This is a genomic window from Pectobacterium araliae, assembly GCF_037076465.1.
Lineage (GTDB): Bacteria > Pseudomonadota > Gammaproteobacteria > Enterobacterales > Enterobacteriaceae > Pectobacterium > Pectobacterium araliae.
In genome coordinates this window covers 4,351,068-4,377,079 of the sequence record NZ_AP028908.1, presented here as the reverse complement: position 1 = coordinate 4,377,079, position 26,012 = coordinate 4,351,068, and the positions used below count along the sequence as shown (strand labels likewise).

Here is a 26,012-nt window from a genome sequence, read left to right as displayed (position 1 = left end):
CAGTACTGAGAACGTTGATGACCGATCCCTTTACCAACCCGGATAAAACCCTTGATGCCCAGGGGCTGCGCTGTCCTGAGCCTGTGATGATGGTGCGTAAGGCTGTGCGCCAGATGGAAACCGGGCAAACGCTGCTGATTATTGCCGACGATCCGGCCACCACTCGCGATATTCCCGGTTTTTGCGTGTATATGGAGCATGAGCTTCTGGCGCAGGAGACTGAACAGCTTCCTTACCGTTATCTGCTGCGCAAAGGTTAATACTCGTCATACTTCAAGCCGCAGGTGCGTTGGCTTTCCTCGCTCACCCCAGTCACTTACTGATGTAAGCTCCCGGGGATTCACTGTGTCGCCGCCTGCCTGCAACTCGAATTATTTAGAGTATTAGAATTACTTGGTGAGCGGTGTTGCACCGTGTACCGCTATTAGTCCTGTTTTCTCAGCAGTCGCAGCGCGTTGGCGGTGACTAACGCGGTTGCGCCAGAATCCGCCAGCACTGCGAGCCACAGCCCGGTAATGCCCAGAATACTGGTGACCAGAAATACCGCTTTCAGCCCCAGCGCGATGGTAATGTTCTGGCGAATATTACGCTGCGTCGCCCGCGACAGGCTAATCATGGCAGCCAGCCCGGTTAGACGACTGTGCGTTAAGGCGGCATCGGCCGTCTCCAGCGCCACATCCGTACCGCTTCCCATCGCGATGCCGATGGTTGCGGCTTTCATTGCTGGCGCGTCGTTGATGCCGTCACCTACCATCGCGACAGGGTGCTGCTTGCTCAACTCGCTGACCGCCGTGACTTTATCGGCAGGGAGCAGGCTAGCCCGGTAATCGATCCCTAATGTTGCTGCGATGGCCGCGGCCGCGCGGGGATTATCGCCCGTGAGCATGACACCACGAATTCCTAACTGTTGTAAGGCATCCAGCGCCTCACGCGCATCGTGGCGTAATGTATCGCTCAACGCCAACAGACCGAGCAGCCTGTCGTCTTCTTGCACCACCACCACGGTTTTCCCCTCGCTTTCCAGTGCATCAACCCGTTGCAATCCGTCGGCATCAAGCAGATTGGGTGTGATGCGGCTTGGGGCGCTAACCTGAATCCGTTTGCCGCCTATCGTGCCTTCAACGCCGACACCTGCCAGCGCTTTGCGGTTTTCCGCCATCGGCAGGAATGTACTCGTGGACAACGCATGCTGAACGATCGCTTTGGCAAGCGGATGGTGCGAACCTGATTCCACCGCGGCGGTACGCGTCAGCAGCGCCGTTTCGCTAATGCCTGTTGCGGGTAACACGTCCGTCACCTGCGGTTTGCCTTCCGTCAGCGTACCCGTTTTGTCGAATGCGATGGTCTTGATACTGCCCAACGACTCCAGCGCCGCACCGCCTTTAATCAGTGCTCCACGGCGCGTTGCCGCAGCCAGCCCAGACGTAATCGCCGCAGGCGTTGAGATCACCAGTGCACATGGACAGCCGATTAACAGCAACGTCAGGCCGCGATAAATCCACTCTTGCCACGGCTGCGCCAGCAGTAGCGGCGGCACCAGAATCACCAGCAGCGACAGTAGCATGATGGCCGGTGTGTAGTAACGGCTGAACTTATCGAGGAAGCGCTCTATCGGCGCACGGCGCTCTTCCGCCTCTTCTATCAGTTGCAGAATGCGGTCGATGGCGCTGTTGCCCGGCTGTGAAACCACACGCAACTGCACGACCCGATCGACACACAGGCTGCCAGCGGCAATTTTTTCACCCGGCGTACGCTCAACGGGAACCGATTCGCCAGTCAGGGCGCTTTCATCAAAGCTGGCGTCGCTGTTCAATAGCTCCGCATCGGCAGGGAGTCGCCCACCGGGAGCGACTTCAATCACATCGCCGGGGATCAGACTCGCTACGGGAACGAGCCGACGCTGCCCGTTGACGATTGCCGTGGCGTCTTCAGGAAGTAGCGCCATCAGTGCCGTTACACCCCGCCGGGCACGATTGGCAGCGTAAGACTCCAGATATTCGCCCAGCATAAACAGCAGCAAAATAACCGTGGCTTCGGTGGTGGCACCAATCAAGAGTGCCCCGATGGAGGCCACGCTCATTAGCGTTTCGATTGCAAAGGGTGTACCGGAGCGAATGAGCTGTATCGATTTTTTCAGTATCGGAACCAGCCCGACAATCGTGGTTGCGATAAACGCAATCTGCCCGCCGCGCTCGCTTAACAGGGAAAGTCCCCAGCTTGCAGCAGCCAGCAAAGTGAAAAGTATTAAGAAACCATATTCATGCACGAAACGACGTAAGATAGACGTGTCAGATGGTGCAATGGGGAGTGCGGTGTCCTGCAGGGTGAAGCCCGCTTGCTGAACGGCATGTTGAACCTGAGGGCGAATATCGGTGTAGGCATCAACCACCAGTTTTTCGGTGGAGAACAACACGTTGGCTTTTTCAATTCCGGTGAGATTTTTTACTGCATTTTCGATTTTACGTGCGCAGCTGGGACAATCCATCCCGCTGATTTTCCAACTGAAACGCTGGTGGGATCGGGGCCTGTCGCTGTCGCCACCATCGGGGTCGTCAGAATCCGCGCTACCGCCACTGTCTGACGAATGCTGCTCTGTGCCACCTGCGGCCTTCACCATGGCATCAGACGCGTGTTTGGTTGAACAGCAACTGTGGTCGGCGTGGTTTGAATGCTGCGCGTGTTCGTTGCAGCAGCTTTTAGTGCTGTGCGTAGTGCTACGTGGCGCATGATGAACGCTGTTATTGCAGCAAGCTGATTTCTCAGCGCTGTGGTTATGTTGATGAGAGTGCATGCCTTCCTCCTAGGTTAGTGATAGCTATTCTTATCAGGAACTTTACACCGCCGCTCAATGCTTAGCCAGATTTTCGTGAGTGCCGCGAACGTCAGAAATAGAGGGAGCGAACAATCAGGAAATGGCCGCCAAAATAGCCTGCCGCGACAATCGCCTGATGGGCTCGGAACGGAAAACGGTAATGGTGAATCAGCCAGGCTGCATGGGCGATAAACAGCAGTACGGTGCCCGTCAGCAGGGCGAAATTTGCGTTTGTCCCCAGCGCAAAATACCGTTCGCCGGCAATCCAGACCATCAGCGTTGTCATGATGATAAAGGCGCAGGCAGGCCAGCGTTGTGCGTCCAATCGTCCCCAGATAATAGCGATCAGGATCGCGGCCAGAATAACGAGCGTTAAAGCCAGCGGCCAAAAGAATGTGAGTGAAATCTGTCCGGTAAAAAAGCTAATGGTGTACAGCAAATGGGAGAGGAAATAGGCGCCAAATGCGTAAAGCAGGCGCTGAGTCGGCAGCAACAGCAGGGTGTCTGCAACCAGCGTTGCCAGCAGCCCCAGCACAATCAAATAGCCCGGCACACCAAGTAGCGGCGTCTGCCAGGCCAGCGCCAGCAGCAGTAGCATCGTGACGGGTTTGAATAACCAACGCCGCCACGTTGGACCACGGTAGCTGGCGTCTACATACAACCAACCAGAAAAAAGCACAGCAATAAATGACCAAAGCATAGCGTGTCCTTTTTGTGTTTTTGTTTGTGTCAGGATAAAAATAAACCGTTCTTTATTCAGTGTAGGGGATTGTGAGGAAGTTAAACAACACGGTGTGAGACGGATGCGCCTTTCGTGAGCTTCATGGTATGTTATCGCCTGTTTTTATTGTAGATGGGCGCCGTGAAGTCTTGAAGGGAGCATTGTGTTGAATGAGTAATGAATCCGCACTTTATCGTATTCAATTTATAAATAACGGTAAGAACTACCAGCTTTATGTGCGTGAGTTGGTGCAAAGCAGCCTGTTTGGTTTTATTGAAATTGCCGATTTTGTGTTTGATAGCCAGTCTACGGTGTTGGTTGATCCCTCAACCGAGAAGCTAAAAACGGAATTCTCCGGCGTTAGCCGCAGCTTCATCCCTTTGCAGGCGATCATTCGTATTGATGCCGTGACGGAAAAAGGCAGCGCTCGCATTTCTGATTTAGGCGATAACGTCACCGCGTTCCCTTACCTTCCCGGTAAAAAGTCCTGATTTTGCGCTGCGCCTCCTGTGAGGCGAAAGGGCACAGTATTGATGCGCTGTGCCCAGGAGCGATTACGGCTTCGGTGGCTTAGGCTGCTTTTTCTGCCACGCCAGCAGTTCAAACACGCCAAACAGGAAAATGCGTGCCTGAAGCGCACGGTTCAGCGCCGGGCTATCTTTCGGCTGGCTGGATTTTAACAGCAGCAGCTGAAAACCATGCATCAGGATCATAAATACCATCGCCACGGTCATGAAGATATTCAACGGCTTGGGAAATGGCTGAATCAGGTTAAGCAACAAAAATCCCCACACGCCCAGCATCAATAATCTGCCAAGGTTAATCAAAATCATCTCTTACCCTTACGTCGCTGCGAAGATCACTGGCGGATGTACAAACGGTAGGCGACCTGACCCGCAATTTTTTCACGGTGCAGTTGCCAATTTTCTGGGATGGCCAGTTGCGCATTTTCCGCTTCGGTTTCCACGTAAATCCACGCGTCTGGAGCCAGCCAGCCCTGTTGTTCCAGCAGAGCAAGCGTGTTGTTCAGCAGTTCTTTGCGAAACGGTGGGTCGAGAAACACGACGTCAAACGGCGTACCCGGCTTCGCCAACCAGCTCAGGGCATCAGTATTGACCACCTCGGCGTTTTCCGCCCGAAGCAGCGCCAGATTTTGCGTTAATTGCTGAGAGACTGCACGTTCCATCTCCAATAATGTGGCATGAGCCGCATAACGGGACAGCGCTTCCAGTCCGAGCGCGCCGCTGCCAGCAAAGCAGTCCAGACAGCGCGCTTGTTGAATCACGGGAGCCAGCCAGTTAAACACGGTTTCCCGCACGCGATCGGTGGTGGGACGTAAACCGGGGCTATCAGGAACCGGGAGTTTTCTGCCGCGCCATTGACCACCGATGATTCGGATTTGTCCGGCGGCTGACGATGCATTTTTTTTAGCCATAGCTCACAGGGTTATTGTTGTGCCGCATCATCATGGTGTGGGTGCGGGCAGGAAATTTCTGGCGCTATTCTAACGGCGGTTACGTGTAGAGGGAATGTTAAGATGGACGTTAAGGCGCTTAAGCCAAAATTTTGTGCTGTCTGCGGGCTTTCGGTAACGCACTGTGTTTGACACACTTCGTTACGGACAGTGCCTTTCGTTACGAAGATTGTCGGTAGCGCTGAGAATTGTCTGCCATTGCTCTTGCTGGCTGCGTGTTGCTGTCGGCAGGAAAGTGTTAAACTTGTTGTTTAAATATGATTTTCATTGATTGATTCGCTGCGGTGAGCAGCGTGGAGCGCGATCGTACATGTCAAAAGAAAAGAAGCGCGGTTTTTTTTCCTGGCTGGGACTCGGGAAACAGGAAGAAAAACAACAAGAGCAACCGCAAGAGCAGCCGGTTGTCGAAGAACAGCCGATAGCATCAGAGCCAGATGCCGCCGCATCGACTCACCAACGCGTAGAGCAATCACAGCCGGAAGAAGTGACGGTTGAAGCGGAAGAATTGACCCAGCCGGTCGCCGAACGTGAGGTGACCGTTACGGCAGACGAGCCGACAGTGGTTGTCCCAGAAGCCAACGCTGAACCTATTGTTTCCGCCCCCGTCATTACTACACCAGACGATCATGAGGTTCTCGATCGTGATGTTGTCGATCCGATCGCGCAGGTTGAGATCGCCGAAAGCGCGGTTGTCGCTGATGCAGCGCTGGATGTCGCGCCGCAGGAAGCGCGAGCAGAGCAGGAAAATGACGTGCCTGTTGTGGCGCAAGAACAAGAACGCCCGACGAAAGAAGGCTTCTTCGCGCGTCTGAAGCGCAGCTTGGTGAAAACGCGCCAGAACCTCGGTTCCGGATTTATCGGATTGTTTCGCGGTAAGAAAATCGACGACGATCTGTTTGATGAATTGGAAGAACAACTGCTGATTGCCGATGTCGGGGTTGAGACGACCCGTAAGATCATCGGTAGCCTGACGGAGCACGCCAGTCGTCGCCAACTGAAAGATGCGGATACGCTTTTTGTTAAGCTGAAAGAAGAAATGGCGGAGATTCTTGCTAAGGTGGACGCCCCGCTGAATATCGAAGGTAAAACGCCGTATGTCATTCTGATGGTTGGCGTTAATGGTGTGGGCAAAACCACCACTATTGGCAAAATGGCACGCCAGTTCCAGGCACAGGGCAAGTCCGTGATGCTGGCGGCGGGTGATACTTTCCGTGCGGCGGCGGTCGAGCAACTTCAGGTCTGGGGACAGCGCAATAACGTGGCGGTGGTCGCGCAGCATACCGGTGCGGATTCGGCATCGGTGATTTTCGATGCGATTCAGGCCGCGAAAGCGCGCGGCGTTGATGTTCTGATTGCCGATACCGCAGGGCGTTTGCAAAACAAAGCGCACCTGATGGAAGAGCTGAAAAAGATTGTACGCGTGATGAAGAAACTGGATGAAGACGCGCCGCATGAAGTGATGCTAACGCTGGATGCGAGTACCGGGCAGAACGCGGTGAGTCAGGCCAGGTTGTTTAATGAAGCGGTCGGGCTGACAGGCATTACCTTAACTAAACTGGACGGCACCGCGAAAGGCGGGGTGATTTTCGCCATTGCCGACCAGTTTGCGATTCCTATCCGCTATATTGGGGTAGGTGAAGGCATTGAAGATTTACGGCCATTCAAGGCCGACGATTTTATTGAGGCACTTTTTGCCCGAGAGGATTAAAACGGATGATTCGTTTTGAACAGGTCAGTAAAGCTTACCTCGGTGGGCGTCAGGCATTGCAAGGGGTGGATTTCCATCTGCGCCCAGCGGAAATGGCGTTCCTGACTGGTCATTCTGGCGCAGGGAAAAGTACCCTGCTGAAACTGATTTGTGGCATTGAACGTCCCAGCGCGGGTCAGATTTTATTTGGCGGCCACAATATCAGCCGCCTGAAAAAACGTGAAGTTCCGTTTCTGCGGCGTCAGATTGGCATGATCTTTCAGGATCACCATCTGCTGATGGAGCGCACGGTCTATGACAACGTCGCGATGCCACTCATCATCGCGGGTGCCAGCAGTGAGGATATTCGTCGTCGGGTATCCGCCGCGCTGGACAAGGTTGGCCTGTTGGATAAAGCGAAGAACTATCCTATCCAGCTGTCCGGCGGTGAACAGCAGCGTGTGGGCATTGCGCGTGCGGTGGTGAACAAACCCGCGGTGTTGCTGGCGGATGAACCGACGGGTAATTTGGACGACGCGCTGTCAGAAGGCATTTTGCGCCTGTTTGAAGAATTCAATCGCGTTGGTGTCACCGTTTTGATGGCGACGCATGATACTGGGCTGATCGCCCGCCGTAACTACCGTGTGCTGACGCTGTCGGATGGTCGCATGGTGGGGGGAAACCACAATGGCGAATAACGTCCGTAATGCGAAAAAGCCTGTCGCAAAAGCGAAAGCACTGCGCGGCGGCTGGCAGGAACAGTGGCGCTATGCCTGGACCAATACGCTGGCCGATATGCTGCGCCAGCCGCTTGCCACTTTTCTGACCGTGATGGTTATTGCCATCTCACTGGCGTTGCCCAGTATCTGCTATCTGGTCTGGAAAAACGTGAGTCAGGCTGCCACACAGTGGTATCCCTCACCGCAGTTGACGGTATATCTGGATAAATCGCTGGATGACAACGCTGCGCAGGCAGTCATCACACAGCTTCAATCTGAAGACGGCGTCGATAAAGTCAATTATCTGTCGCGCAATGAAGCGATGGGCGAGTTCCGCAACTGGTCTGGCTTTGGCGGCGCGCTGGATATGCTGGAAGAAAATCCGCTGCCCGCTGTCGCGATTGTCACGCCAAAAATGAGTTTTCAGGATTCCACTACGCTGACGACGCTACGCGACCGCGTGGCCGCGACGCAGGGTGTGGACGAAGTGCGGATGGACGACAGCTGGTTTGCGCGGCTGGTGGCGTTGACCAATCTGGTTGGGCAAATTTCCGCGACGATTGGTGTCCTGATGATTGTTGCCGTCTTCTTGGTCATCGGCAACAGCGTGCGTCTGAGTATTTTCAGCCGCCGTGAAACCATCAACGTGATGAAGCTGATTGGTGCAACGGACGGCTTTATTCTGCGTCCGTTCCTGAACGGTGGGGCGGCGATGGGTGTGGGCGGCGCGGTGTTGTCGCTGATTTTATCGCAGGCGCTGGTCTGGAAGCTGGATGCGGTGGTGGCACAGGTTGCCGCCGTCTTTGGTACGACGTTTGCCGTCAAAGGGCTGAGCTGGGATGAGTCCCTGCTGCTGCTGTTAATCGCCGGTATGATTGGCTGGCTGGCCGCCTGGCTGGCAACGGTACAACATTTACGTCGTTTTACACCACAGTAAGCTTTTTCTGGTATAATTTTCCCCTGTAATTCAGACCGTATTGCAGGGGAAACCTCCTCAGCGACATCGCTTCTTTGTCCTTCCCGCTGTGCTTTCTCCTTGATTCACCGTTGGTTTGTCTCCTGCTTGATCTCTGGCATGAGGTGAATAAAATGATGGGAACTTGCGAGCGAAATCACAGTCTGAATAGACGGATTTTAAGGTATTCGATAAATACGCTTTAAGGTGCCGCATTTTGCCATTTTCGCGCAAAACGACGCGGTGAAGCAGTGCTAAGATAGCCGACTGCAATATGACGAGTAGAACAACTGAGAGGGTTGAATGACCAAAGATATGCAAACTTTCACCTTAGTTCCCCAGGGCAGTCTGGAAGGGTATATTCGTGCCGCCAATGCCTATCCAATGCTGACGGCGGAGGAAGAGCGGGCGCTGGCTGAACGACTGCATTATCAGGGCGATCTGGAGGCTGCTAAGCACCTGATTCTGTCACACCTGCGCTTTGTTATTCACGTCGCCCGCAATTATTCCGGCTACGGCCTACCGCAGGCGGACCTGATTCAGGAAGGGAATATCGGCTTGATGAAAGCGGTACGTCGCTTCAACCCTGAAGTTGGCGTGCGTCTGGTTTCTTTTGCCGTGCATTGGATCAAAGCTGAGATTCATGAATATGTGCTGCGTAACTGGCGTATCGTGAAAGTGGCGACCACCAAAGCACAACGTAAGCTGTTCTTTAACCTGCGGAAGACGAAAACGCGCCTCGGCTGGTTTAATCAGGACGAAGTCGAGCTGGTCGCTCGTGAACTTGGCGTGTCCAGTAAAGACGTGCGTGAGATGGAATCCCGTATGGCGGCGCAGGACATGACGTTTGATCCGACGCCAGAAGAAGATTCTCACGACGGCAAAGCGATGTCGCCGATGCTTTACCTACAGGATAAATCGTCTGACTTTGCCGATGGCATTGAAGAAGATAACTGGGATACGCATGCGGCCGACAAGCTCACTTACGCGTTGGAAGGGCTGGATGAACGTAGCCAGCATATTATCCGCGCCCGCTGGCTGGATGATGACAACAAATCCACCTTGCAGGAGTTGGCCGACCAATACGGCGTCTCCGCCGAGCGTGTGCGTCAGTTAGAAAAGAATGCGATGAAAAAACTGCGAGCGGCGATAGAAGCGTAATCGCTCTCATCGTCTCTTTCTCTAGCGACCGGGTAATGCCCGGTCGTTTTGTGTTTGTGCGCCGGGCATGGCGCGTAGCGCCTTGACGGGCGCTGTCCGTTGACTGTAGTGGTCAAGGGGCGACTTGGCGGTGAAAGTCCTCTACACACCCGGCAAGGGGAAGTGTTAGCCGAACGGCAAGGGTGCCCACCGCGAGGTGGGATCTGAAGGAAGCTGAAGGCAAAATGCTGGCCTGACGAACAGGAAGCAGTTTAGGCGGCACAGCGGGGTAAGGTGGCAAATATCATCAAAGCCCAATACTTGCACAGAACGCTGTGACGTAAAGCTGACAGGCATAAGCAGGAAGGTCGCGCGAATTACCCCGGGAGGGCTGCACGTTTGCTTCAGGGCTACCGAGCGTCGAGAGGCGACGGGATGAACGTGCAGCAGTCAGCCGAAGCCGTAGTAGTGCTGCATAACTGGCAGCATGAAGGGCTGAACATGATTAACCGTGATTAGGACACCGATACTCGATGGGAATTAATGAGGCACAAGCGCAGAGCACTGCGGCCAGCGGCAGAGGAGACGGACAGTATCCGTCAGTGCTGCATGAGGGTGCTGAAATCCCCACGGCGGTCGGTGGGCAAACGAAAGCGGAAATGCCGTTGACGATGGAAACGGTGATAACGAGAGAGAACCTGATGCTGGCCTATCAGCGCGTGGTGGAAAACAACGGCGCGGCAGGGGTAGATAACCTGAAAGTGACGGAGTTGAAGCCGTGGCTGAAACAGAACTGGGCGAGTATCAGGCAGGCATTGATTACGGGCGCCTACCAGCCGCAGGCGATACGCAGAGTGGATATCCCAAAGCCGGACGGCGGCGTGAGAACCCTGGGTATCCCGACGGTAGTGGACAGGCTTATCCAGCAGGCGATAGCACAACAACTCAGTCCGGTCGTGGAGCCGCACTTCTGCGAATCGAGTTACGGGTTCAGAAGTAACCGCAATGCGTGGCAGGCAGTGCAACAGGCACAGCGCTACATACAAAGCGGGAAACGCTGGGTGGTCGATCTGGATCTGGAAAAGTTCTTTGACCGGGTGGATCATGACATTTTGATGTCACGTCTGGCGAGGCTGTCAGGGATAAACGGCTGTTGAAACTGATACGTCGCTACCTTGAAGCGGAAATGACGAACGGGTGCGAGACAGAGAAGCGAGGTAAGGGAATGCCGCAGGGCGGACCGTTGTCGCCGCTACTGTCGAACATTCTGCTGGATGAACTGGATAAAGAACTGGAGCGTCGAGGTCACAGCTTCTGTCGCTATGCGGATGACTGCAACATTTACGTGAGCAGTCGCAAAGCAGGCGAGCATATCTTTAGGGCAATCAGGGTGTACCTGAGAGACATACTGAAGCTAAAGGTCAATGAGCAGAAGAGTGCGGTGTCGCGACCGTGGGAGCGTAAGTTCCTGGGATACAGCGTGACACGGCACAAACAGACCCGACTGAAGATCGCAGGGAGCAGTGTCGAGAGGCTGAAGGAGAAGATCCGTAGCCTGACGACAGGGCACGCGACGAAATCAGTGAAAGGCGTAATCAATGAACTCACACCGATACTGCGAGGCTGGATGAGCTACTTCAGATACACGGAAGTAAAAGGAGTTCTGGAGAAGATTGACGGCTGGGTCAGGCGTAAACTGCGCAGTCTACTGTGGCGGCAATGGAAACGAACGTATACGCGAGCCCGAATGCTAATGCGAGCGGGCTTGTGTGAAAAGCGAGCGTGGAGGTCGGCGAGTAACCAGCGAGGAGCGTGGTGGAACGCGGGGTCGAGTCACATGAATGATGCGATAAAGACGGCGCAGTTCAGACGACTCGGCTTGATATCACTAGTGGAGCAGCAACGGCAGTTCCAGAGTTAACATGAACCGCCGTATGCGGAACCGCACGTACGGTGGTGTGAGAGGACGGCGGGAGTAATCTCGCCTCCTACTCGATTTGTCTGATGTAAATCTCAGGACGTAGAGAGGCGTTTAGGGTTTCTCTGGGTTGAGTTCATCAAGCACCAGAGGCGTTTCTTTTCTGCGAATATAGCGCCAGCCGCCGGACACCGGTGAGAAGCCGCAGGACACCATAAATCGCGCTAGCACTTCCTCTTTGATCGCCGCATGGTTTGCCGTGGCAAGCCACCACTCGTTCACTTCAGGAAGGTGGCGGCGCGCTTCATCAACCAAAAGTTGCCCTACTCCTCGCCGCCGTGTGACTTCTCGCACCATTAAATCGCTCAGCTCCGCATAATCCCCGGCAATTTCGACCAGTATTCCTCCAAGCAACCGATCGTTAAAACGGGCGGCAAAGAGTCGTCGCGTCGGTTTTAGTCCTGCTTCTAATAGATCAATGTTTTGATGCGGCCAAATTTTTGCCAGATCAATTTTATCCTGAGGGCTGAATTGGGTGAGGCATTCAACGGTTAGTTTCATTTTTATCGGCACTCCATCATGTGAGTGAAGAATAATGTAGTTGTTTTGTAGTAGAACAGTTGTGTAATTTGAACGTTATGGTTAATAGAGCAAATGTTTTTCTCGTTCTTTGTTTTTCGAGTAATCCATCGACAATTAATGCATAAAGTAGAATATCTGACTATATATAAATTAAATGCTAGTTTTTGCATCTGGCATTTTATGCTGTTTGCTCCGCTTGTTTCTGACAGTGTTAGTTGATTTGCAGCATAATATTCCTGTTTAATAATATGAAAAATAAAGCCTTATTAGAAATTATTACTAATAATAACCTAAACCTTTCTTACTTATAAGAAAATAGCCAGATTCTGGCAAATGGCGGTCAGGTTTTCGGCAATATCCATAATGACAGATGGGGTAAAAAGAATGAAATTCAGTAAAGGTAAAGTATTGCTGATGAGTTGTATGGCGGTGGCGTTTAGCCATGCCGTTAATGCTGCCGATATTAAGGTTGCGGTTGTCGGTGCGATGTCTGGTCCCGTTGCGCAGTATGGTGATATGGAGTTCATTGGCGCGCGTCAGGCCATTGCTGATATCAACGCAAAAGGTGGCATCAACGGCAACAAACTGGTTGGCGTTGAATACGATGACGCGTGCGACCCTAAGCAGGCGGTTGCCGTCGCGAACAAAGTCATCAATGACGGTATCCGCTATGTGATTGGCCATCTGTGTTCCTCCTCCACGCAGCCTGCGTCTGATATCTATGAAGAAGAAGGCGTGATCATGATTACGCCTGCGGCAACCAACGCTGATTTGACCACGCGTGGCTACAAAATGGTGCTGCGCACGACGGGACTGGATTCCGATCAAGGGCCAACCTCGGCGAAATACATTGTCGAAACCCTCAAGCCGCAGCGTATCGCTGTGGTTCATGACAAACAGCAATATGGTGAAGGTCTTGCCCGTTCTGTTCAGGATAGCCTGAAAAAAGCGGGCGCGAATGTTGTGCTGTTTGAAGGTGTGACGGCGGGTGACAAAGATTTCTCCACGCTGGTTGCGCGTCTGAAGAAAGAAAACGTGGATTTCGTTTATTTCGGCGGCTACTACCCGGAAATGGGGCAGATTCTGCGTCAGGCGCGTCAGGCTGGTATGACCACCAAATTCATGGGTCCTGAAGGTGTGGGTAACTCCTCGCTGTCCAACATTGCTGGCGATGCCTCTGAAGGCATGCTGGTGACGCTGCCGAAGCGTTATGATCAGGTGCCAGCTAACCAACCGATTGTGGATGCGCTGAAGGCCAAAAAACTGGACCCAACCGGTCCGTTCGTCTGGACGACCTACGCTGCGCTGCAATCACTGACTACAGCGATGACACGTACCGGTAGCGATGAGCCGGAAAAACTGGTCGCGGATCTGAAAGCAAACTCCGTGGATACCGTAATGGGACCATTAAGCTGGGATGCAAAAGGCGACCTGAAAGGGTTTGAATTTGGCGTATTTGAGTGGCACAAAGACGGTACGTCCAGCGCAGTGAAATAATCATCATGCCGGGAGGCGGCAACGGATGAATGTACCGTTGTTTATCTCTTCTGCGTGGAGAGCATTCTCCGCTTTCTGAGTGTGTACCACTACGAATCCCTCAATACCGAAGCCCCCGTTGCCGCAAGGCGCGGGGGCGGCATTTAAGGTTAAGGTATGTCCGAGCAGTTCCTCTATTTTCTTCAGCAGATGTTCAACGGCCTGACGTTGGGCAGCACCTACGCGCTGATCGCCATTGGCTACACCATGGTTTACGGCATTATCGGCATGATTAACTTCGCGCACGGCGAGGTTTATATGATCGGTAGCTATGTTTCCTTTATCGTTATTGCGGCCCTGATGATGATGGGTATCGACGCTGGCTGGCTTCTGATTAGCGTCGCCTTCGTTGCCGCTGTGGTGATTTCCAGTGCCTACGGCTGGAGTATCGAACGGGTGGCCTACCGCCCCGTGCGGACGTCAAAGCGTTTGATTGCGCTGATTTCTGCCATCGGGATGTCAATTTTTCTGCAAAACTACGTCAGCCTGAATCAGGGCTCGCGCGATGTTGCGCTGCCGAGTCTGGTCACTGGGCAGTGGGTGCTGGGCGAAAGCAATGGCTTTGCCGCCACCATTAGCACCATGCAGTTGACTATCTGGATTGTGACGTTCCTCGCCATGCTGGCGCTGACGCTATTTATTCGCTATTCCCGTATGGGGCGCGCCTGTCGTGCCTGTGCGGAAGACCTGAAAATGGCCAGCCTGCTGGGTATCAGCACCGACCGCGTCATCTCTCTGACCTTCGTTATTGGCGCGCTCATGGCCGCTGTTGCCGGTGTGTTGTTGGGACAATTTTACGGTGTTATCAACCCCTATATCGGCTTTATGGCTGGGATGAAAGCCTTTACGGCGGCGGTGCTGGGTGGGATTGGCAGTATCCCTGGTGCGATGATCGGTGGGTTGATTTTGGGCGTAGCCGAAGCGCTGACGTCCGCTTACCTGAGCACGGAATACAAAGATGCGGTGTCATTTGCGTTGCTGATTGCGGTGCTGCTGGTGATGCCAACCGGTATTCTGGGTCGCCCGGAGGTTGAGAAAGTATGAAGCAGCTCAACCTGTTTAATGCAGTGGTTTCCGCGTTCATGCTGCTGGTGCTGGCATCATTTTTAATGGGCATGCAACTGGCGCTGGATGGCACCAAACTGGTGGTGCGCGGTGCCGATGAAGTGCGTTGGTATTGGATTGGTGCGGGCTGCATTGTGGTGTTCTTCTTCCAGTTGATCCGCCCTTTCTTCCAGCAAAGCATTAAGAAATTTTCCGCACCATCACTGGTGCTGCCGAGCTTTGATGGCAGTACGCCACGGCAGAAGGTACTGGCTGCGGCATTGATTATCGCCGCTATCGCCTGGCCGTTTCTGGTTTCGCGCGGTACGGTGGACATTGCTACCCTCACGCTGATTTACGTGATGCTGGGTCTGGGTTTGAACGTCGTCGTGGGTCTGTCCGGTCTGCTGGTCTTGGGCTACGGCGGGTTTTACGCCATTGGCGCGTACACTTATGCGCTGCTGAACCACTATTATGGTCTGGGCTTCTGGGAAAGTTTGCCGCTGGCGGGCATGGTAGCAGCGCTGTCCGGCTTCCTGCTGGGGTTCCCGGTGCTGCGGTTGCGCGGCGACTATCTGGCGATTGTGACGCTTGGGTTCGGGGAAATTGTCCGTATCCTGCTGTTGAATAATACCGACATTACCGGTGGTCCGAACGGTATCAGCCAGATCCCTAAACCGACCTTCTTTGGTCTGGAATTTGGCCGCAACGCGCGCGATGGCGGGTGGGATACGTTCCACAACTTCTTTGGCCTGCAATATGACCCCAGCGACCGCATTATCTTCCTGTATCTGGTTGCGTTGCTGTTGGTTGTGTTGACCCTGTTTGTAATTAACCGTCTCCTGCGGATGCCGCTGGGTCGCGCTTGGGAAGCACTGCGCGATGATGAAATCGCCTGCCGTTCTCTGGGGCTGAGTCCAACGCGCATTAAGCTGACCGCCTTTACCATCAGCGCCGCGTTCGCTGGTTTTGCCGGTACGCTGTTTGCCGCGCGTCAAGGGTTTGTCAGCCCGGAATCGTTCACGTTTGCCGAGTCGGCCTTTGTGTTGGCTATTGTGGTACTGGGCGGTATGGGCTCGCAGTTTGCGGTCATTCTCGCTGCGATTCTGCTGGTCGTGTCTCGTGAGCTGATGCGCGATCTGAATGAATACAGCATGTTATTGCTGGGTGCATTGATGGTTCTGATGATGATTTGGCGTCCGCAAGGCTTGCTGCCGATGAAGCGTCCTGAGATGAAGTTGAAAGTCGCGAACAAGGAAGAGCAAGCATGAGCACGCAGCCACTCTTATCAGTCAGAAATCTGATGATGCGTTTTGGCGGCCTGCTGGCGGTCAACAACGTTGAAATGGATATTCATGCGGGCGAAATCGTCTCGCTGATCGGCCCTAACGGAGCGGGGAAAACCACAGTCTTTAACTGCCTGACCGGTTTTTATCGCCCGAGTGGCGGCACCATCATGCTGCGCGATCGTCATCTGGAAGGGCTGCCCGGACAGGCTATTGCCCGAATGGGCGTGGTACGCACGTTCCAGCACGTTCGTCTGTTCCGTGAAATGACGGTGATCGAGAACTTACTGGTTGCGCAGCATCAGCACCTGAAAAGCGGCGTGTTTGCCGGGCTGTTGAAAACGCCGGGCTTTCGTCGTGCGGAAGCGGATGCGCAGGAGCGTGCGGCGGTGTGGCTGGAGCGTATCGGCCTGTTGGATTTAGCGAACCGTCAGGCGGGAAATTTGGCTTACGGCCAGCAGCGCCGTCTGGAAATTGCTCGCTGCATGGTAACGCGACCTGAGCTGTTGATGCTCGATGAGCCCGCGGCGGGTCTGAACCCGAAAGAAACTGACGAGTTAAATCAGCTGATTGCGGAGCTGCGTGATAGCCATCGGGTGTCTGTTCTGTTGATTGAACATGATATGAAGCTGGTCATGGGAATTTCCGATCGGATTTATGTCGTCAATCAGGGCACGCCGCTGGCACAAGGCACTCCAGCTGAAATTCGTAACAACCCGGATGTCATCCGTGCCTATCTGGGTGAAGGATAACGTTTATGCTGTCATTACATCAGGTTTCGGCCCACTACGGAAAGATTCAGGCGCTGCATCAGGTTAGCCTGCACATTAATCAGGGCGAGATTGTCACGTTGATCGGTGCCAACGGTGCCGGTAAAACCACGCTGTTGGGCACGCTGTGCGGCGATCCCCGCGCGACGGAAGGCTCCATTACGTTTGACGGTAAGGACATCACACACTGGCAGACGGCGCAGATTATGCGTGAAGCGATCGCGATTGTGCCGGAAGGCCGTCGCGTCTTTTCCCGCATGACGGTAGAAGAAAATCTGGCGATGGGGGGATTCTTTGCCGAGCGCGATCAGTATCAGGAACGCATCGCGCGCGTCTACGATCTGTTTCCGCGCCTCTATGAGCGACGCGCCCAGCGTTCCGGCACCATGTCTGGCGGTGAGCAGCAGATGCTGGCGATTGGCCGTGCCTTGATGAGCCAGCCGCGTTTACTGTTGCTGGACGAGCCGTCGCTGGGGTTGGCACCGATTATCATCCTGCAAATTTTCGACACGATCCAGCAACTGCGCGAAGAGGGCATGACTATCTTCCTGGTAGAGCAAAACGCCAATCAGGCGCTGAAACTGGCTGACCGGGGTTATGTACTTGAAAACGGTCATATCGTGTTGGAAGATACCGGTGCGGCATTGTTAGCTAATGAAGCGGTACGCTCGGCCTATCTGGGCGGATGATATTAATAAATAGTCGATCGGGCCGGCTTACCGGCCTGTTTCGTAGAAGGGTTAAGAAGACATGGCTATTGAAGGGTTGTTGGCGCACCGCATCGCTCAGTTAAAAAGTTCCGCCATCCGTGAACTGCTGAAACACAGCAAGATGGAAAACATTATCTCGCTGGCTGGCGGGATTCCGTCAGATGCCTTGTTTGATTTCGAAGGGTTAAATCAGGCCACGCAGTTAGCGATTACCGAACAGCCGAAAACGGCATTCCAGTATGGCTTAACCGAAGGCAGCGGCGTGTTGCGCGATCGCATTGCCGAGCTGTGTGCGGTACGTGGCGTAAAAACGCGCGGCGACGATATTGTTGTGACGGCAGGTTCACAGCAGGCGCTGGACCTGATTATGCGTGCGATGGTCGATCCGGGCGACGTGTTCGTCGTTGAACGCCCGACTTATCTGGCGGCGCTGCAAACGCTGGAGCTGGCGCAGGCGCAGGTGATGTCGGTATCATCCGATGCTGACGGCATGGTGGTCGATGAGCTGGAAGAGCTGTTGAAGAAACAGCGTATCAAAGGCGTTTATATCGTTCCTAACTTCGGTAACCCGAGCGGCGTGACGCTGAGCTATGAACGTCGCCTGAAATTGATTCAACTGGCGGAGCGCTACGGTTTTGTCATTATCGAAGACGATCCCTATGGTGAGCTACGCTTCACCGAAGAGCGCAACCCGACGCTGTTCCAACTGGCACAGGATCAACTGGGTAGCACGGAATACGTGCTGTATACCTCTACGTTCTCGAAGGTGCTGGCGCCGGGGCTGCGTCTCGGCTGGGCGATTCTGCCGAATTGGCTGTTGCACAAAGTGGCGATTATCAAACAGGCCGCTGATCTGCACGCGAGTTCACTGTCTCAGACCGTCGCGGAATGCTATCTGGGGCTGGGTCGTCTGGATACGCAGATCGAGAAGATTCGCCACGCCTATAAGCACAAAGGCGAACTGTTGGCACAGCTGGTCGAGCAGGAACTGGGTGATGTGATCACCTTCAACCAGCCGAAAGGTGGGATGTTCCTGTGGGCGAAATTCCGTCAGGATAATTTCAACACCACCGAATGGCTGAAGAAGACGCTGGATCAGGGCGTTGTCTTCGTGCCGGGCGAGTTTTTCTTCCCAGACAGTATCGATTACTCAACGCTGCGCCTGTCCTTTGCGACGGCAACGGATGAGCAAATGCATGAAGCGGTGGCTCGCTTGCGTCGGGCGCTGTAATTGCTGATAACGAGCAACCTGTTAATGTAAAAATCCGCTGAAGGCTCAGCGGATTGATTTTTTACGCTAATAGGCCGAGGACTCTATCGATCGGCCGTATTCGTTAAAAGGTTTCCCAGTTTTGGCTGTGGCTTTCCGTACTGCCTTTAGGGGGTGTCAGGGAAAGCGTTGCGCTTGAAGGTCTTTTTAACGCGGGTGCGATACGCTGCGATGATCCGCCTTCGATGATGAAGACTTTCATCAGTTCGACCAGATGGGCGGCTTGATCGCTCAGGCTATCGGCGGCGGATGCGGATTGCTCAACAAGCGCGGCGTTCTGCTGCGTGACCTGATCGAGTTGGTTAACGGCATCATGAATCTGTGAAACGCCGGACTCTTGTTCCTGCGTGGTGGCACCAATTTCGTTGATCAAGTCGGCAACGTGACGGGCCTGACGCACTAACTCTTCGATCGTCGTTCCTGCATCGCTGACCAGAGCAGAACCCGTCTCAACTTTCTCGACGCTGTGGCCGATCAGTTCTTTAATCTCTTTGGCGGCGGTGGCGGAACGCTGTGCCAGCGAGCGTACCTCGCCTGCGACCATGGCAAAACCACGTCCTTGTTCGCCAGCGCGTGCGGCTTCTACTGCTGCGTTGAGCGCCAGAATATTGGTCTGGAACGCGATGCCGTCAATGACGCTGATGATGTCGCCAATTTTTTGCGAGCTGTCGGTAATTTCTTTCATGGTGACAACGATATTGCCGACGACTTCGCCACTTTTTGCGGCGGTATTGCTGGCTGCCTGCGCCAACCGCGTAGCGTTACGCACGGTGTCCGAGTTCTGACGCACGGTTTGGCTCATTTCTTCCATTGAGGCCGCCGTTTGTTGCAGGTTAGCCGCCTGTTCTTCCGTGCGCTGGCTGAGATCGGTGCTGCCTGCGGCGATTTGGCTGGAGCCGGTCGCGATGGATTCACTGCTTTCTCGTACCTGTTCAACAATCCCACTCAGGCTTTTACGCATGACGTTCATCGCGGCCAGCATGCTGTGGTTATCGCCGGAGCGCAGATTGACCACGACGGCCAGGTTTCCTTGTGCAACCGCCTGGGCGATTTGGGCGGCGTAAGCCACTTCGCCGCCCAACAAATTTTTGATGGTGCGGGTGATCAGCACGGAAACCAGAATACCGACGAGAACCGCAATCGCCGCGAAGATAATCAGCGTGTTACCGTCTCCACGCGCTTCCTGTATGGCGCTTGTCGTCATGTCCTGCGTCCGCTTTTTCTGCAATTGCGCCATGCTATCCAGCGCGGCGAAAACCGGTGCTTGTGTTACCTGCATCTCATTGACCATGAGCTGCACGGCTTGTGCCCTTTCTTCCGCATTTTCGGATACGCCAAGCTCAACCGCTTTATTCACCGCATCTCTGTAAGCTGGGCGTGCCTGCGTCAGATTGTCTAGCAGGCTGCGGGTTTCTGGCTCAGACAGGCTTTCATACAGTTTGGTTAGGGTTTCAGTATTGCGGGAAATTTGCTGATCGATCAGGCGCTTTTCTTCCTGAATACGGCTTCTATTGTCTGTCAGGCCGATAGTACGAACCGAGCGTGCCACGGCATCAAAACCGCTCTTGGCGTCCTGTATCAGGATAAGACTGGCCAGATTTTTTTCTGACAGTGATTCAATATCTTCGCCGAGGTCGACCAGATGAAAGCGCCCCAGAACGGCGACCATTAGACCGATGATAATGACAGAGGCGAAGCCCGTACCCAGCATAGTGCCAAGCTTCATTTTTGCTAAAAAATTCATAGTGTTCCTTTATTATTTTCATCAGTTGATGCAGGTTTAGCCTTATGGATTGGGCTGCTCTCTACGAAAGGTCAGGAATAGGGCGTATTGCTGATGACATGCACGTGTTATGCAGACTTGCCTGACAGGAGAGCGTGTTGTCTCTTGTCGTGGATATATTATAAAGACAGTACATGGATAGGCAGATGTGGAATATAAGAGTAAAACGGGCGTATTTTTTGGCATAAGGAGGAAAACCGCTGAATATTAGCGGTTTTCCGTAGTGAAAGGGTGAAACCCTTACATGACCAGCCAAAGCGCCCAGGTAAAGAGGAACCCGGCCAGCCCGAGGATAGTCGTCAGCACCGTCCAGGTGCGTAGGCCATCGGCGACGGATAGCCCCAGATATTTGGTGACGATCCAGAACCCTGAGTCATTAACGTGCGACAGACCGAGCCCGCCAAAGCAGGCAGAGAGCGTCACGAGTACCAGTTGCATCTGGTTCAGGCCGCTGACGGCTTCGCTCAGCAGGCCGCAGGTGGTAAGAATGGCAACGGTGGCCGAACCTTGCGAGGCACGCAGCGCCAGCGACAGAATAAAGGCGGCAGGCACCAGCGGCAGGTGAATGCTGGTCAGCGTATCTGCCAGCGCTTTACCGATGCCCGATTCCACCAACACTTTACCGAACACGCCACCGGCACCGGTCACCATAATAACCATCGCGGCGGCAGGCATGGCATCGCCCATCACGCCGCTGGCTTTTTCCAGCGACCAGCCGCGACGCAGGGCAATCAGCCAGAATGCGAGTGTCAGTGCAATCAGCAGCGCCACGGCGGGAGAACCGACCAGCGACATCACGTTACGCACTGGGTGTCCAGTGGGCAGAATGGTCGCAGACACGGTGCCGAGCATGATGATGGCGATAGGAATCGCAATTAGCGCGGTGATCATCCCGGCCGAAGGGGCTGACACGGGAGCGGTGTTCGGCGTAGCATCCTCCGGCTTCGCGAGTTGTAACTGCTCTAACACGTCGACGGAAAGCGCATACTTACGGCGGTTCATGGCCTTGGCCGCCCAGTAGCTGATAATGCCGACAGGAATCGACACCAGCAGGCCAATGATGGTCAGCCAGCCGATATCCGCATTTAACAGACCAGCAGCGGCGACGGGGCCGGGATGGGGCGGCAGCGCAACGTGCACCGTCAGCATCACGCCTGCGACGGGCAAACCAAATTTAATCGGGGAGACTTTCGCGACTTTCGCAAAGCCGTAAATAATCGGGGCAAGGATAATAAAGCCGACATCGAAGAAGACCGGAATACCCAGAATAAACGCGGCGATGGTTAGCGCTGCCACCATCAGTCCCGGTCCCATTAATTGCGCAAAGCGGTGCGCTAAGGATTCCGCGCCGCCGGACACTTCGATCATTCTGCCGAGCATCGCGCCGAGGCCGATAATAATCGCCACTGAACCGAGAATACCGCCCATGCCGGAGGTAATCACCTTCATCACCTCAGCAGTAGGAATACCGGTTGCCAGGGCGACGAGTAAACTGACGACCAGCAAGGCAACAAAGGGCTGAATTTTAAATTTAATGACCATCAGCAGCAGGAGTAATACCCCGGCGATAGCGATGCAGAGTAAGAGCGAGGTGGCCATGTTCTTATCCTCATTGATCCCATCTTTTCAATTCAGAGGCTGAAAAGGTATTGGGTTATTGTTTTATTTGAAGAAAAGGGTGACCTGATTCCCGCATCGGAATAATGCGGGAACCTGACCTTTTCTCGATATTTTATAAATATGTCTCTGGTGTTTATTCTTTTATGGGAACAGCAATATTTTTCCGCGATAACTTATTTCTTTAGATAGGGTTTAGCCCATCCCAACCCGTCTTCCGTTTTACCGCGTGGGTTATATTCACAGCCAACCCAGCCGGAATAATTTACGCGATCCAATTCGGCAAAGATGAACGGATAATTAATTTCCCCTTCATCGGGTTCATGTCGCGCAGGAACCGAAGCAATTTGAATATGTCCGATGCGGCCAGCCAAATCGTGAATAATTTGCGTCAGGTTGCCATCGACAATTTGTGCGTGGAAGAAATCGAGCTGGATATAAACGTTCGGCCTGTCGATCAGATTGGCTAATTCCAATGCCTGATACTGACTGGCAAACAGGTAATTCGGCTTCACCTTCGCGCTCAGCGCCTCAATCATGATGTTGATGCCGTGTGGTGCAAATTTATCGGCGGCGTAGCGCAGGTTATCGATAAAGGTTTGCTGATAGGCAGCGCGGTCTTCACCGGGCGGCACGACGCCCCCCATCACCAGCACCGAAGGGCAATTCAGCGCCAGCGCATATTCCAGGGCGTTATCGATATCCCGGCGGGCATCTTCAATACGGTCGGGCAGGGCAGAGACGCCCCATTCACCCGCCGCAATATTGCCGGGCGCGGTATTGAACAACACCTGCTTCAGGCCATTTTCCCGCAACTTTTCCGCCAGCAGCGGTGCCGGATATTCATAAGGAAACAGGTACTCGACCGAGGTGAAACCCGCATCGGCAGCGGCTTTAAAACGATCGAGAAACGGCACGTCAGTAAACAGCATAGAAAGATTGGCAGCAAACTTAGGCATGGTTAACTCCATAGCTCAGTAAAAAGTCACTCATCAAGAGAGCTCGGTAATTTCGTCAGCGGTGAGGTAGCGAATTTTTCGATCACCGAGAATAAAAATCAGCTTGGCGGTTTCTTCCAACTCTTCCATGTTGTCCGCCGCTGCACGCAGATCCTTACCGGTGACGACGGGACCGTGATTAGCCAACAAGAACGCTTTATAGCGCGAGGCCAGTTTCGCCAGATCTTCACCGAGCCGCGCATCGCCGGGGCGGTAATAAGGGACGACGGGCACTTTACCGACGCGCATCACCACATAGGGCGTGAACGGCTTGATGGCATCCTGCGTATCCAACTCTTCCAGACAGGAGAGCGCCGTCAGATAGGTGCTGTGCAGGTGAACGATCGCTTTGCATTCGGGATCATTACGGTAAATCGACAGGTGAAAACTGACTTCTTTCGACGGTTTATCCCCGGAGATCCACTCGCCACTCATGCTGACTTTGGACAGCCGCTCGGCATCCAGTTCGCCGAGGCAGGAGCCGGTCGGTGTTGCCAGCAGCGTGCCGTCATCCAGTAGCAGTGAGAGATTGCCCGCGGAACCGGTGGCGTAGCCGCGCTGGAAAAAGGACGCGCCTAGTTTGACCATTTCCGCGCGTGCGCGTTGCTCGCTGTTCAGCGCTGCTTCGGTGCTGTGGTGTTTTTCACTCATGCGGCAAACTCCTTTTGGGCGCGGGCAAAAAAGTCTTCATCACCGAAATTGCCGGATTTCAACGCCAGAGAGAGTGGGTGATTGGTCGAACGCACCCACGGCACGCCGGGAGAAATAGACGGCCCGATATGGAATGCGTGGATGCCCAGTGTTTGCACCACGATGCTGGAGGTTTCACCGCCCGCGATAATGAAGCGCTGGAAACCGTCTTGCTGAAGCTGGCGGGCAACGGCGGCAAACAATTTCTCCACCGCCTGACTGCTGGCTTCCGCGCCCCAGCGCTGCTGAATTTGCGCCAGTTCATCGGGTGATGAGGTGGCGTACAGCAGCGGCGCGAGTGTGTCGTCACGGTGTGCCTTCACCCAATCAACCAGTTCCTGCACGTAGGATTCATCGCCTTGCAGACTACGGGCAACATCGATCGCGCGGCCTGCCGCTTGCTTCAGGTACTGAGCGACCTGCTTGTTGGTCATCACCGAACAAGAGCCTGATAGCACAACGCCTGCGCCGGACTGCGGCTTGCCTGCGTCGGTTGCGGAACCAGTTTGTGCCGCAGACTCTGCCCACTGACGCGCCAGCCCAATCGCCAGGCCGGAGCCACCGGTGACCAGCTTCATGTCGCGCAGCGCCTCGCCCTGCGTCAGCAGGTGCTGTTCGTTTAGCGTATCCAGCACCACATAGCGCATACCTTCTTCTTTCAGCTGCACCAGCCGTTGTTTGACGGCTTCCGCTCCCAGATCCATCACGGCATACGGCACTAATCCGCAACGCCCGGCAGCCTGCTGCTCCATAACGCGCATCAGGTTGCTGTCCGTCATCGGCGTGACGGGATGGTGGCGCATCCCGGATTCAGACAGCAGCTGATCCATCACGAACAGGTGGCCCTGATAGACGGTTCTGCCGTTCACCGGCAGCGCCGGAGAGATGATGGTTTGCGTTTCGCCAAGCTGTTCCAACAGTGCATCGGTCACCGGACCGATGTTGCCTTTCGCGGTGCTGTCGAAGGTGGAACAATATTTAAAGTAGAACTGCTGGCAGCCCTGCTGTTGCAGCCACGCCAGCGCCTTAAGGGAATCTGCTACCGCCTGTTCCGCCGGGCAGGAGCGCGATTTCAGGCTAATCACGACGGCCTGCGTTTCAACCTTAAAATCGGACGGCGGTACGCCGTTGAGCTGCACGGTTGGCAGCCCATTGTTCACCAGAAAGCTGGCGATATCCGTGGCACCGGTAAAATCGTCTGCAATCACACCCAGCTTGATCATGGCGCCTCCTTCTTTTCCGGCAGCGTAATGCCGTTAAAAATCTTGATGACTGCGCTGTCGTCTTCTTTACCGAATCCGGCGTTGCTGGCAGCGGTAAACATATTGAACGCGGTGGAAGCCAGCGGCAGCGGGAAATGGAGCGATTTAGCGGTGTCGGTGACCAGCCCCAGATCTTTCACGAAGATATCAACGGCGGATTTTGGCGTGTAGTCGCCGTCCACCACATGGCGCATGCGGTTTTCGAACATCCAGGAATTCCCGGCGGCGTTGGTCACCACGTCGTACATGATATCCAGCGGGATATCGGCGCGGGCGGCCAGTGCCATCGCTTCTGCACCAGCGGCGATATGTACGCCTGCCAACAGCTGGTGGATGATTTTAACGGTCGCACCTAGCCCGATCTCTTCACCGATGCGGTAGACCTTGCCTGCGACGGCGTCGAGTATCGGTTTCAGTTTCTCAAAAGCCAGATCGGAGCCGGATGCCATCACGGTCATGTCGCCTGCGGCAGCTTTTACCGCACCGCCAGATACCGGCGCATCCAGCATGATGAGCTGATGCTCGGCCAGACGCTGCTCGATATTTTTGGCATCCTGCGCGGAGATCGTTGAGGACACCATGACTACGGTGCCGGGCTTGAGTTTCGCTGCGACCTGCGGCTCACCGAACAGAATCCCATTCACCTGTGCGGCATTCACCACCAGTAGCACGACGGCATCCAGCTTGTCAGCGAAGGCATCAATACGCGTGTCGGCCTGCGCCGCACCCGCCTGACGTAAGCGTTCCAGCGCCTGCGGATTGATATCGACACCGTATGTCGTCAGGCCGGCGTTGATGCAGGACGCCGCAGCGCCAAAGCCCATGGAACCCAGACCGATAACGGCGACAGCATAATCAGAAGTCTTTTTCATCGTGGTTGCCTTGTTAAAATTAGTGATTTTTTGTTCTCTGGTGTTAAATATAAGGACTATCAGAACAAATTGTGGTGATTTTTATCACATAAATTAACATTGATGTCGTGATGATTCAGTGTAGCTGAACCCCGCCGGGAAGATGATTTTCATTATTATCTTTATA

At 54.3% G+C, this 26,012-nt stretch carries 25 protein-coding genes; 14 read left to right on the top strand and 11 right to left on the bottom strand.

What is annotated here, in order from left to right; translation table 11 throughout:
- Positions 1 to 17: 17 nt before the first annotated feature.
- Complete coding sequence (gene tusA, locus AACH44_RS19920; protein ID WP_261849652.1) at positions 18 to 260, top strand: sulfurtransferase TusA; 243 nt, start codon at positions 18 to 20, stop codon at positions 258 to 260.
- A gap of 164 nt (positions 261 to 424) precedes the next feature.
- Here the strand turns inward: tusA and AACH44_RS19915 are convergent, their stop codons facing one another.
- Together AACH44_RS19915 and AACH44_RS19910 are read right to left on the bottom strand one after the other, a co-directional pair.
- Positions 425 to 2,791 carry a zinc/cadmium/mercury/lead-transporting ATPase gene (locus AACH44_RS19915; RefSeq protein ID WP_261849644.1) on the bottom strand — a complete coding sequence of 789 codons (2,367 nt, stop codon included), beginning with the start codon at positions 2,789 to 2,791 and terminating at the stop codon, positions 425 to 427.
- A gap of 91 nt (positions 2,792 to 2,882) precedes the next feature.
- Positions 2,883 to 3,512: a lysoplasmalogenase gene (locus AACH44_RS19910; RefSeq protein ID WP_261849645.1), complete on the bottom strand. Its 630-nt coding sequence runs from the start codon at positions 3,510 to 3,512 to the stop codon at positions 2,883 to 2,885.
- A gap of 191 nt (positions 3,513 to 3,703) precedes the next feature.
- Here AACH44_RS19910 and AACH44_RS19905 point away from each other — a divergent pair, with 191 nt between their 5' ends.
- Positions 3,704 to 4,024 carry a DUF1820 family protein gene (locus tag AACH44_RS19905; RefSeq protein ID WP_005976419.1) on the top strand — a complete coding sequence of 107 codons (321 nt, stop codon included), beginning with the start codon at positions 3,704 to 3,706 and terminating at the stop codon, positions 4,022 to 4,024.
- Between the two features lie 63 nt (positions 4,025 to 4,087).
- Here AACH44_RS19905 and AACH44_RS19900 read toward each other — a convergent pair whose 3' ends face one another.
- Positions 4,088 to 4,363 (bottom strand): DUF1145 family protein, encoded by a 276-nt coding sequence (locus tag AACH44_RS19900; protein WP_161797826.1) that lies wholly within the window; start codon positions 4,361 to 4,363, stop codon positions 4,088 to 4,090.
- A gap of 29 nt (positions 4,364 to 4,392) precedes the next feature.
- A complete protein-coding gene (gene rsmD / locus AACH44_RS19895) occupies positions 4,393 to 4,968 on the bottom strand; it encodes a 16S rRNA (guanine(966)-N(2))-methyltransferase (protein ID WP_261849646.1) in 576 nt (191 codons plus the stop codon).
- A gap of 349 nt (positions 4,969 to 5,317) precedes the next feature.
- Between rsmD and ftsY the strand changes: the two genes are divergently transcribed.
- The 6 genes from ftsY (at position 5,318) to AACH44_RS19865 (ending at position 11,429) form a co-directional block, all read left to right on the top strand.
- On the top strand, positions 5,318 to 6,715 hold the full coding sequence (gene ftsY, locus AACH44_RS19890; protein WP_261849647.1) for a signal recognition particle-docking protein FtsY: 1,398 nt from the start codon (positions 5,318 to 5,320) through the stop codon (positions 6,713 to 6,715).
- 5 nt (positions 6,716 to 6,720) lie between these two features.
- The gene (ftsE, locus tag AACH44_RS19885; RefSeq protein ID WP_261849648.1) at positions 6,721 to 7,392 is read left to right on the top strand and encodes a cell division ATP-binding protein FtsE; all 672 of its coding nucleotides are present in this window, start codon (positions 6,721 to 6,723) and stop codon (positions 7,390 to 7,392) included.
- Positions 7,382 to 8,350: a permease-like cell division protein FtsX gene (ftsX, locus tag AACH44_RS19880; RefSeq protein WP_261849649.1), complete on the top strand. Its 969-nt coding sequence runs from the start codon at positions 7,382 to 7,384 to the stop codon at positions 8,348 to 8,350. The genes ftsE and ftsX overlap by 11 nt, the downstream gene beginning before the upstream one ends.
- Before the next feature lie 321 nt (positions 8,351 to 8,671).
- Complete coding sequence (gene rpoH, locus AACH44_RS19875) at positions 8,672 to 9,529, top strand: RNA polymerase sigma factor RpoH (RefSeq protein WP_261849650.1); 858 nt, start codon at positions 8,672 to 8,674, stop codon at positions 9,527 to 9,529.
- Positions 9,530 to 10,041: 512 nt separating this feature from the next.
- Positions 10,042 to 10,665 (top strand): reverse transcriptase domain-containing protein, encoded by a 624-nt coding sequence (locus AACH44_RS19870; RefSeq protein ID WP_338659246.1) that lies wholly within the window; start codon positions 10,042 to 10,044, stop codon positions 10,663 to 10,665.
- Positions 10,662 to 11,429 (top strand): group II intron maturase-specific domain-containing protein, encoded by a 768-nt coding sequence (locus tag AACH44_RS19865; RefSeq protein WP_338659417.1) that lies wholly within the window; start codon positions 10,662 to 10,664, stop codon positions 11,427 to 11,429. The genes AACH44_RS19870 and AACH44_RS19865 overlap by 4 nt, the downstream gene beginning before the upstream one ends.
- A gap of 111 nt (positions 11,430 to 11,540) precedes the next feature.
- Here AACH44_RS19865 and panM read toward each other — a convergent pair whose 3' ends face one another.
- Entirely contained in the window at positions 11,541 to 11,987 is a 447-nt protein-coding gene (gene panM / locus AACH44_RS19860) for an aspartate 1-decarboxylase autocleavage activator PanM (RefSeq protein WP_261849550.1), read from the bottom strand.
- A gap of 405 nt (positions 11,988 to 12,392) precedes the next feature.
- On the opposite strand from panM, the gene AACH44_RS19855 reads away from it, so the two are divergent.
- From AACH44_RS19855 to AACH44_RS19830, 6 genes are all read left to right on the top strand, one after another.
- Positions 12,393 to 13,505 (top strand): branched-chain amino acid ABC transporter substrate-binding protein, encoded by a 1,113-nt coding sequence (locus AACH44_RS19855; RefSeq protein WP_261849549.1) that lies wholly within the window; start codon positions 12,393 to 12,395, stop codon positions 13,503 to 13,505.
- A 156-nt stretch (positions 13,506 to 13,661) separates the two neighbouring features.
- Complete coding sequence (gene livH / locus AACH44_RS19850) at positions 13,662 to 14,588, top strand: high-affinity branched-chain amino acid ABC transporter permease LivH (RefSeq protein ID WP_107168655.1); 927 nt, start codon at positions 13,662 to 13,664, stop codon at positions 14,586 to 14,588.
- Positions 14,585 to 15,859, top strand: a complete 1,275-nt coding sequence (locus tag AACH44_RS19845; protein WP_261849548.1) for a high-affinity branched-chain amino acid ABC transporter permease LivM — start codon at positions 14,585 to 14,587, stop codon at positions 15,857 to 15,859. Before livH ends, AACH44_RS19845 begins: the two co-directional genes overlap by 4 nt.
- Positions 15,856 to 16,626: a high-affinity branched-chain amino acid ABC transporter ATP-binding protein LivG gene (gene livG, locus AACH44_RS19840; protein ID WP_261849547.1), complete on the top strand. Its 771-nt coding sequence runs from the start codon at positions 15,856 to 15,858 to the stop codon at positions 16,624 to 16,626. Before AACH44_RS19845 ends, livG begins: the two co-directional genes overlap by 4 nt.
- A 5-nt stretch (positions 16,627 to 16,631) precedes the next feature.
- Positions 16,632 to 17,333, top strand: a complete 702-nt coding sequence (livF, locus tag AACH44_RS19835; RefSeq protein ID WP_005976440.1) for a high-affinity branched-chain amino acid ABC transporter ATP-binding protein LivF — start codon at positions 16,632 to 16,634, stop codon at positions 17,331 to 17,333.
- Positions 17,334 to 17,394: 61 nt separating this feature from the next.
- Positions 17,395 to 18,585: a PLP-dependent aminotransferase family protein gene (locus tag AACH44_RS19830; protein WP_261849546.1), complete on the top strand. Its 1,191-nt coding sequence runs from the start codon at positions 17,395 to 17,397 to the stop codon at positions 18,583 to 18,585.
- Positions 18,586 to 18,688: 103 nt separating this feature from the next.
- Here the strand turns inward: AACH44_RS19830 and AACH44_RS19825 are convergent, their stop codons facing one another.
- The 6 genes from AACH44_RS19825 to ltnD all read right to left on the bottom strand — a co-directional run bounded on the left by AACH44_RS19825 (position 18,689) and on the right by ltnD (position 25,846).
- Positions 18,689 to 20,368 (bottom strand): methyl-accepting chemotaxis protein, encoded by a 1,680-nt coding sequence (locus AACH44_RS19825; RefSeq protein WP_261849545.1) that lies wholly within the window; start codon positions 20,366 to 20,368, stop codon positions 18,689 to 18,691.
- A gap of 279 nt (positions 20,369 to 20,647) precedes the next feature.
- A complete protein-coding gene (locus AACH44_RS19820; RefSeq protein WP_261849544.1) occupies positions 20,648 to 22,006 on the bottom strand; it encodes a GntP family transporter in 1,359 nt (452 codons plus the stop codon).
- 194 nt (positions 22,007 to 22,200) lie between these two features.
- Entirely contained in the window at positions 22,201 to 22,983 is a 783-nt protein-coding gene (otnI, locus tag AACH44_RS19815; RefSeq protein WP_010303260.1) for a 2-oxo-tetronate isomerase, read from the bottom strand.
- Positions 22,984 to 23,016: 33 nt separating this feature from the next.
- Positions 23,017 to 23,673, bottom strand: a complete 657-nt coding sequence (gene otnC, locus AACH44_RS19810; RefSeq protein WP_261849543.1) for a 3-oxo-tetronate 4-phosphate decarboxylase — start codon at positions 23,671 to 23,673, stop codon at positions 23,017 to 23,019.
- Positions 23,670 to 24,935 carry a 3-oxo-tetronate kinase gene (otnK, locus tag AACH44_RS19805; protein WP_261849542.1) on the bottom strand — a complete coding sequence of 422 codons (1,266 nt, stop codon included), beginning with the start codon at positions 24,933 to 24,935 and terminating at the stop codon, positions 23,670 to 23,672. Before otnK ends, otnC begins: the two co-directional genes overlap by 4 nt.
- The gene (ltnD, locus tag AACH44_RS19800) at positions 24,932 to 25,846 is read right to left on the bottom strand and encodes an L-threonate dehydrogenase (protein ID WP_261849541.1); all 915 of its coding nucleotides are present in this window, start codon (positions 25,844 to 25,846) and stop codon (positions 24,932 to 24,934) included. The genes otnK and ltnD overlap by 4 nt, the downstream gene beginning before the upstream one ends.
- Positions 25,847 to 26,012: the final 166 nt, after the last annotated feature.

Coding starts and splice junctions, on each gene's coding strand:
- tusA (WP_261849652.1), top strand. CDS start 18: ATGACCGATCCCTTTACCAACCCGGATAAAACCCTTGATGCCCAGGGG.
- AACH44_RS19915 (WP_261849644.1), bottom strand. CDS start 2,791: ATGCACTCTCATCAACATAACCACAGCGCTGAGAAATCAGCTTGCTGC.
- AACH44_RS19910 (WP_261849645.1), bottom strand. CDS start 3,512: ATGCTTTGGTCATTTATTGCTGTGCTTTTTTCTGGTTGGTTGTATGTA.
- AACH44_RS19905 (WP_005976419.1), top strand. CDS start 3,704: ATGAGTAATGAATCCGCACTTTATCGTATTCAATTTATAAATAACGGT.
- rsmD (WP_261849646.1), bottom strand. CDS start 4,968: ATGGCTAAAAAAAATGCATCGTCAGCCGCCGGACAAATCCGAATCATC.
- ftsY (WP_261849647.1), top strand. CDS start 5,318: ATGTCAAAAGAAAAGAAGCGCGGTTTTTTTTCCTGGCTGGGACTCGGG.
- ftsE (WP_261849648.1), top strand. CDS start 6,721: ATGATTCGTTTTGAACAGGTCAGTAAAGCTTACCTCGGTGGGCGTCAG.
- ftsX (WP_261849649.1), top strand. CDS start 7,382: ATGGCGAATAACGTCCGTAATGCGAAAAAGCCTGTCGCAAAAGCGAAA.
- rpoH (WP_261849650.1), top strand. CDS start 8,672: ATGACCAAAGATATGCAAACTTTCACCTTAGTTCCCCAGGGCAGTCTG.
- AACH44_RS19870 (WP_338659246.1), top strand. CDS start 10,042: ATGGGAATTAATGAGGCACAAGCGCAGAGCACTGCGGCCAGCGGCAGA.
- panM (WP_261849550.1), bottom strand. CDS start 11,987: ATGAAACTAACCGTTGAATGCCTCACCCAATTCAGCCCTCAGGATAAA.
- AACH44_RS19855 (WP_261849549.1), top strand. CDS start 12,393: ATGAAATTCAGTAAAGGTAAAGTATTGCTGATGAGTTGTATGGCGGTG.
- livH (WP_107168655.1), top strand. CDS start 13,662: ATGTCCGAGCAGTTCCTCTATTTTCTTCAGCAGATGTTCAACGGCCTG.
- AACH44_RS19845 (WP_261849548.1), top strand. CDS start 14,585: ATGAAGCAGCTCAACCTGTTTAATGCAGTGGTTTCCGCGTTCATGCTG.
- livG (WP_261849547.1), top strand. CDS start 15,856: ATGAGCACGCAGCCACTCTTATCAGTCAGAAATCTGATGATGCGTTTT.
- livF (WP_005976440.1), top strand. CDS start 16,632: ATGCTGTCATTACATCAGGTTTCGGCCCACTACGGAAAGATTCAGGCG.
- AACH44_RS19830 (WP_261849546.1), top strand. CDS start 17,395: ATGGCTATTGAAGGGTTGTTGGCGCACCGCATCGCTCAGTTAAAAAGT.
- AACH44_RS19825 (WP_261849545.1), bottom strand. CDS start 20,368: ATGAATTTTTTAGCAAAAATGAAGCTTGGCACTATGCTGGGTACGGGC.
- AACH44_RS19820 (WP_261849544.1), bottom strand. CDS start 22,006: ATGGCCACCTCGCTCTTACTCTGCATCGCTATCGCCGGGGTATTACTC.
- otnI (WP_010303260.1), bottom strand. CDS start 22,983: ATGCCTAAGTTTGCTGCCAATCTTTCTATGCTGTTTACTGACGTGCCG.
- otnC (WP_261849543.1), bottom strand. CDS start 23,673: ATGAGTGAAAAACACCACAGCACCGAAGCAGCGCTGAACAGCGAGCAA.
- otnK (WP_261849542.1), bottom strand. CDS start 24,935: ATGATCAAGCTGGGTGTGATTGCAGACGATTTTACCGGTGCCACGGAT.
- ltnD (WP_261849541.1), bottom strand. CDS start 25,846: ATGAAAAAGACTTCTGATTATGCTGTCGCCGTTATCGGTCTGGGTTCC.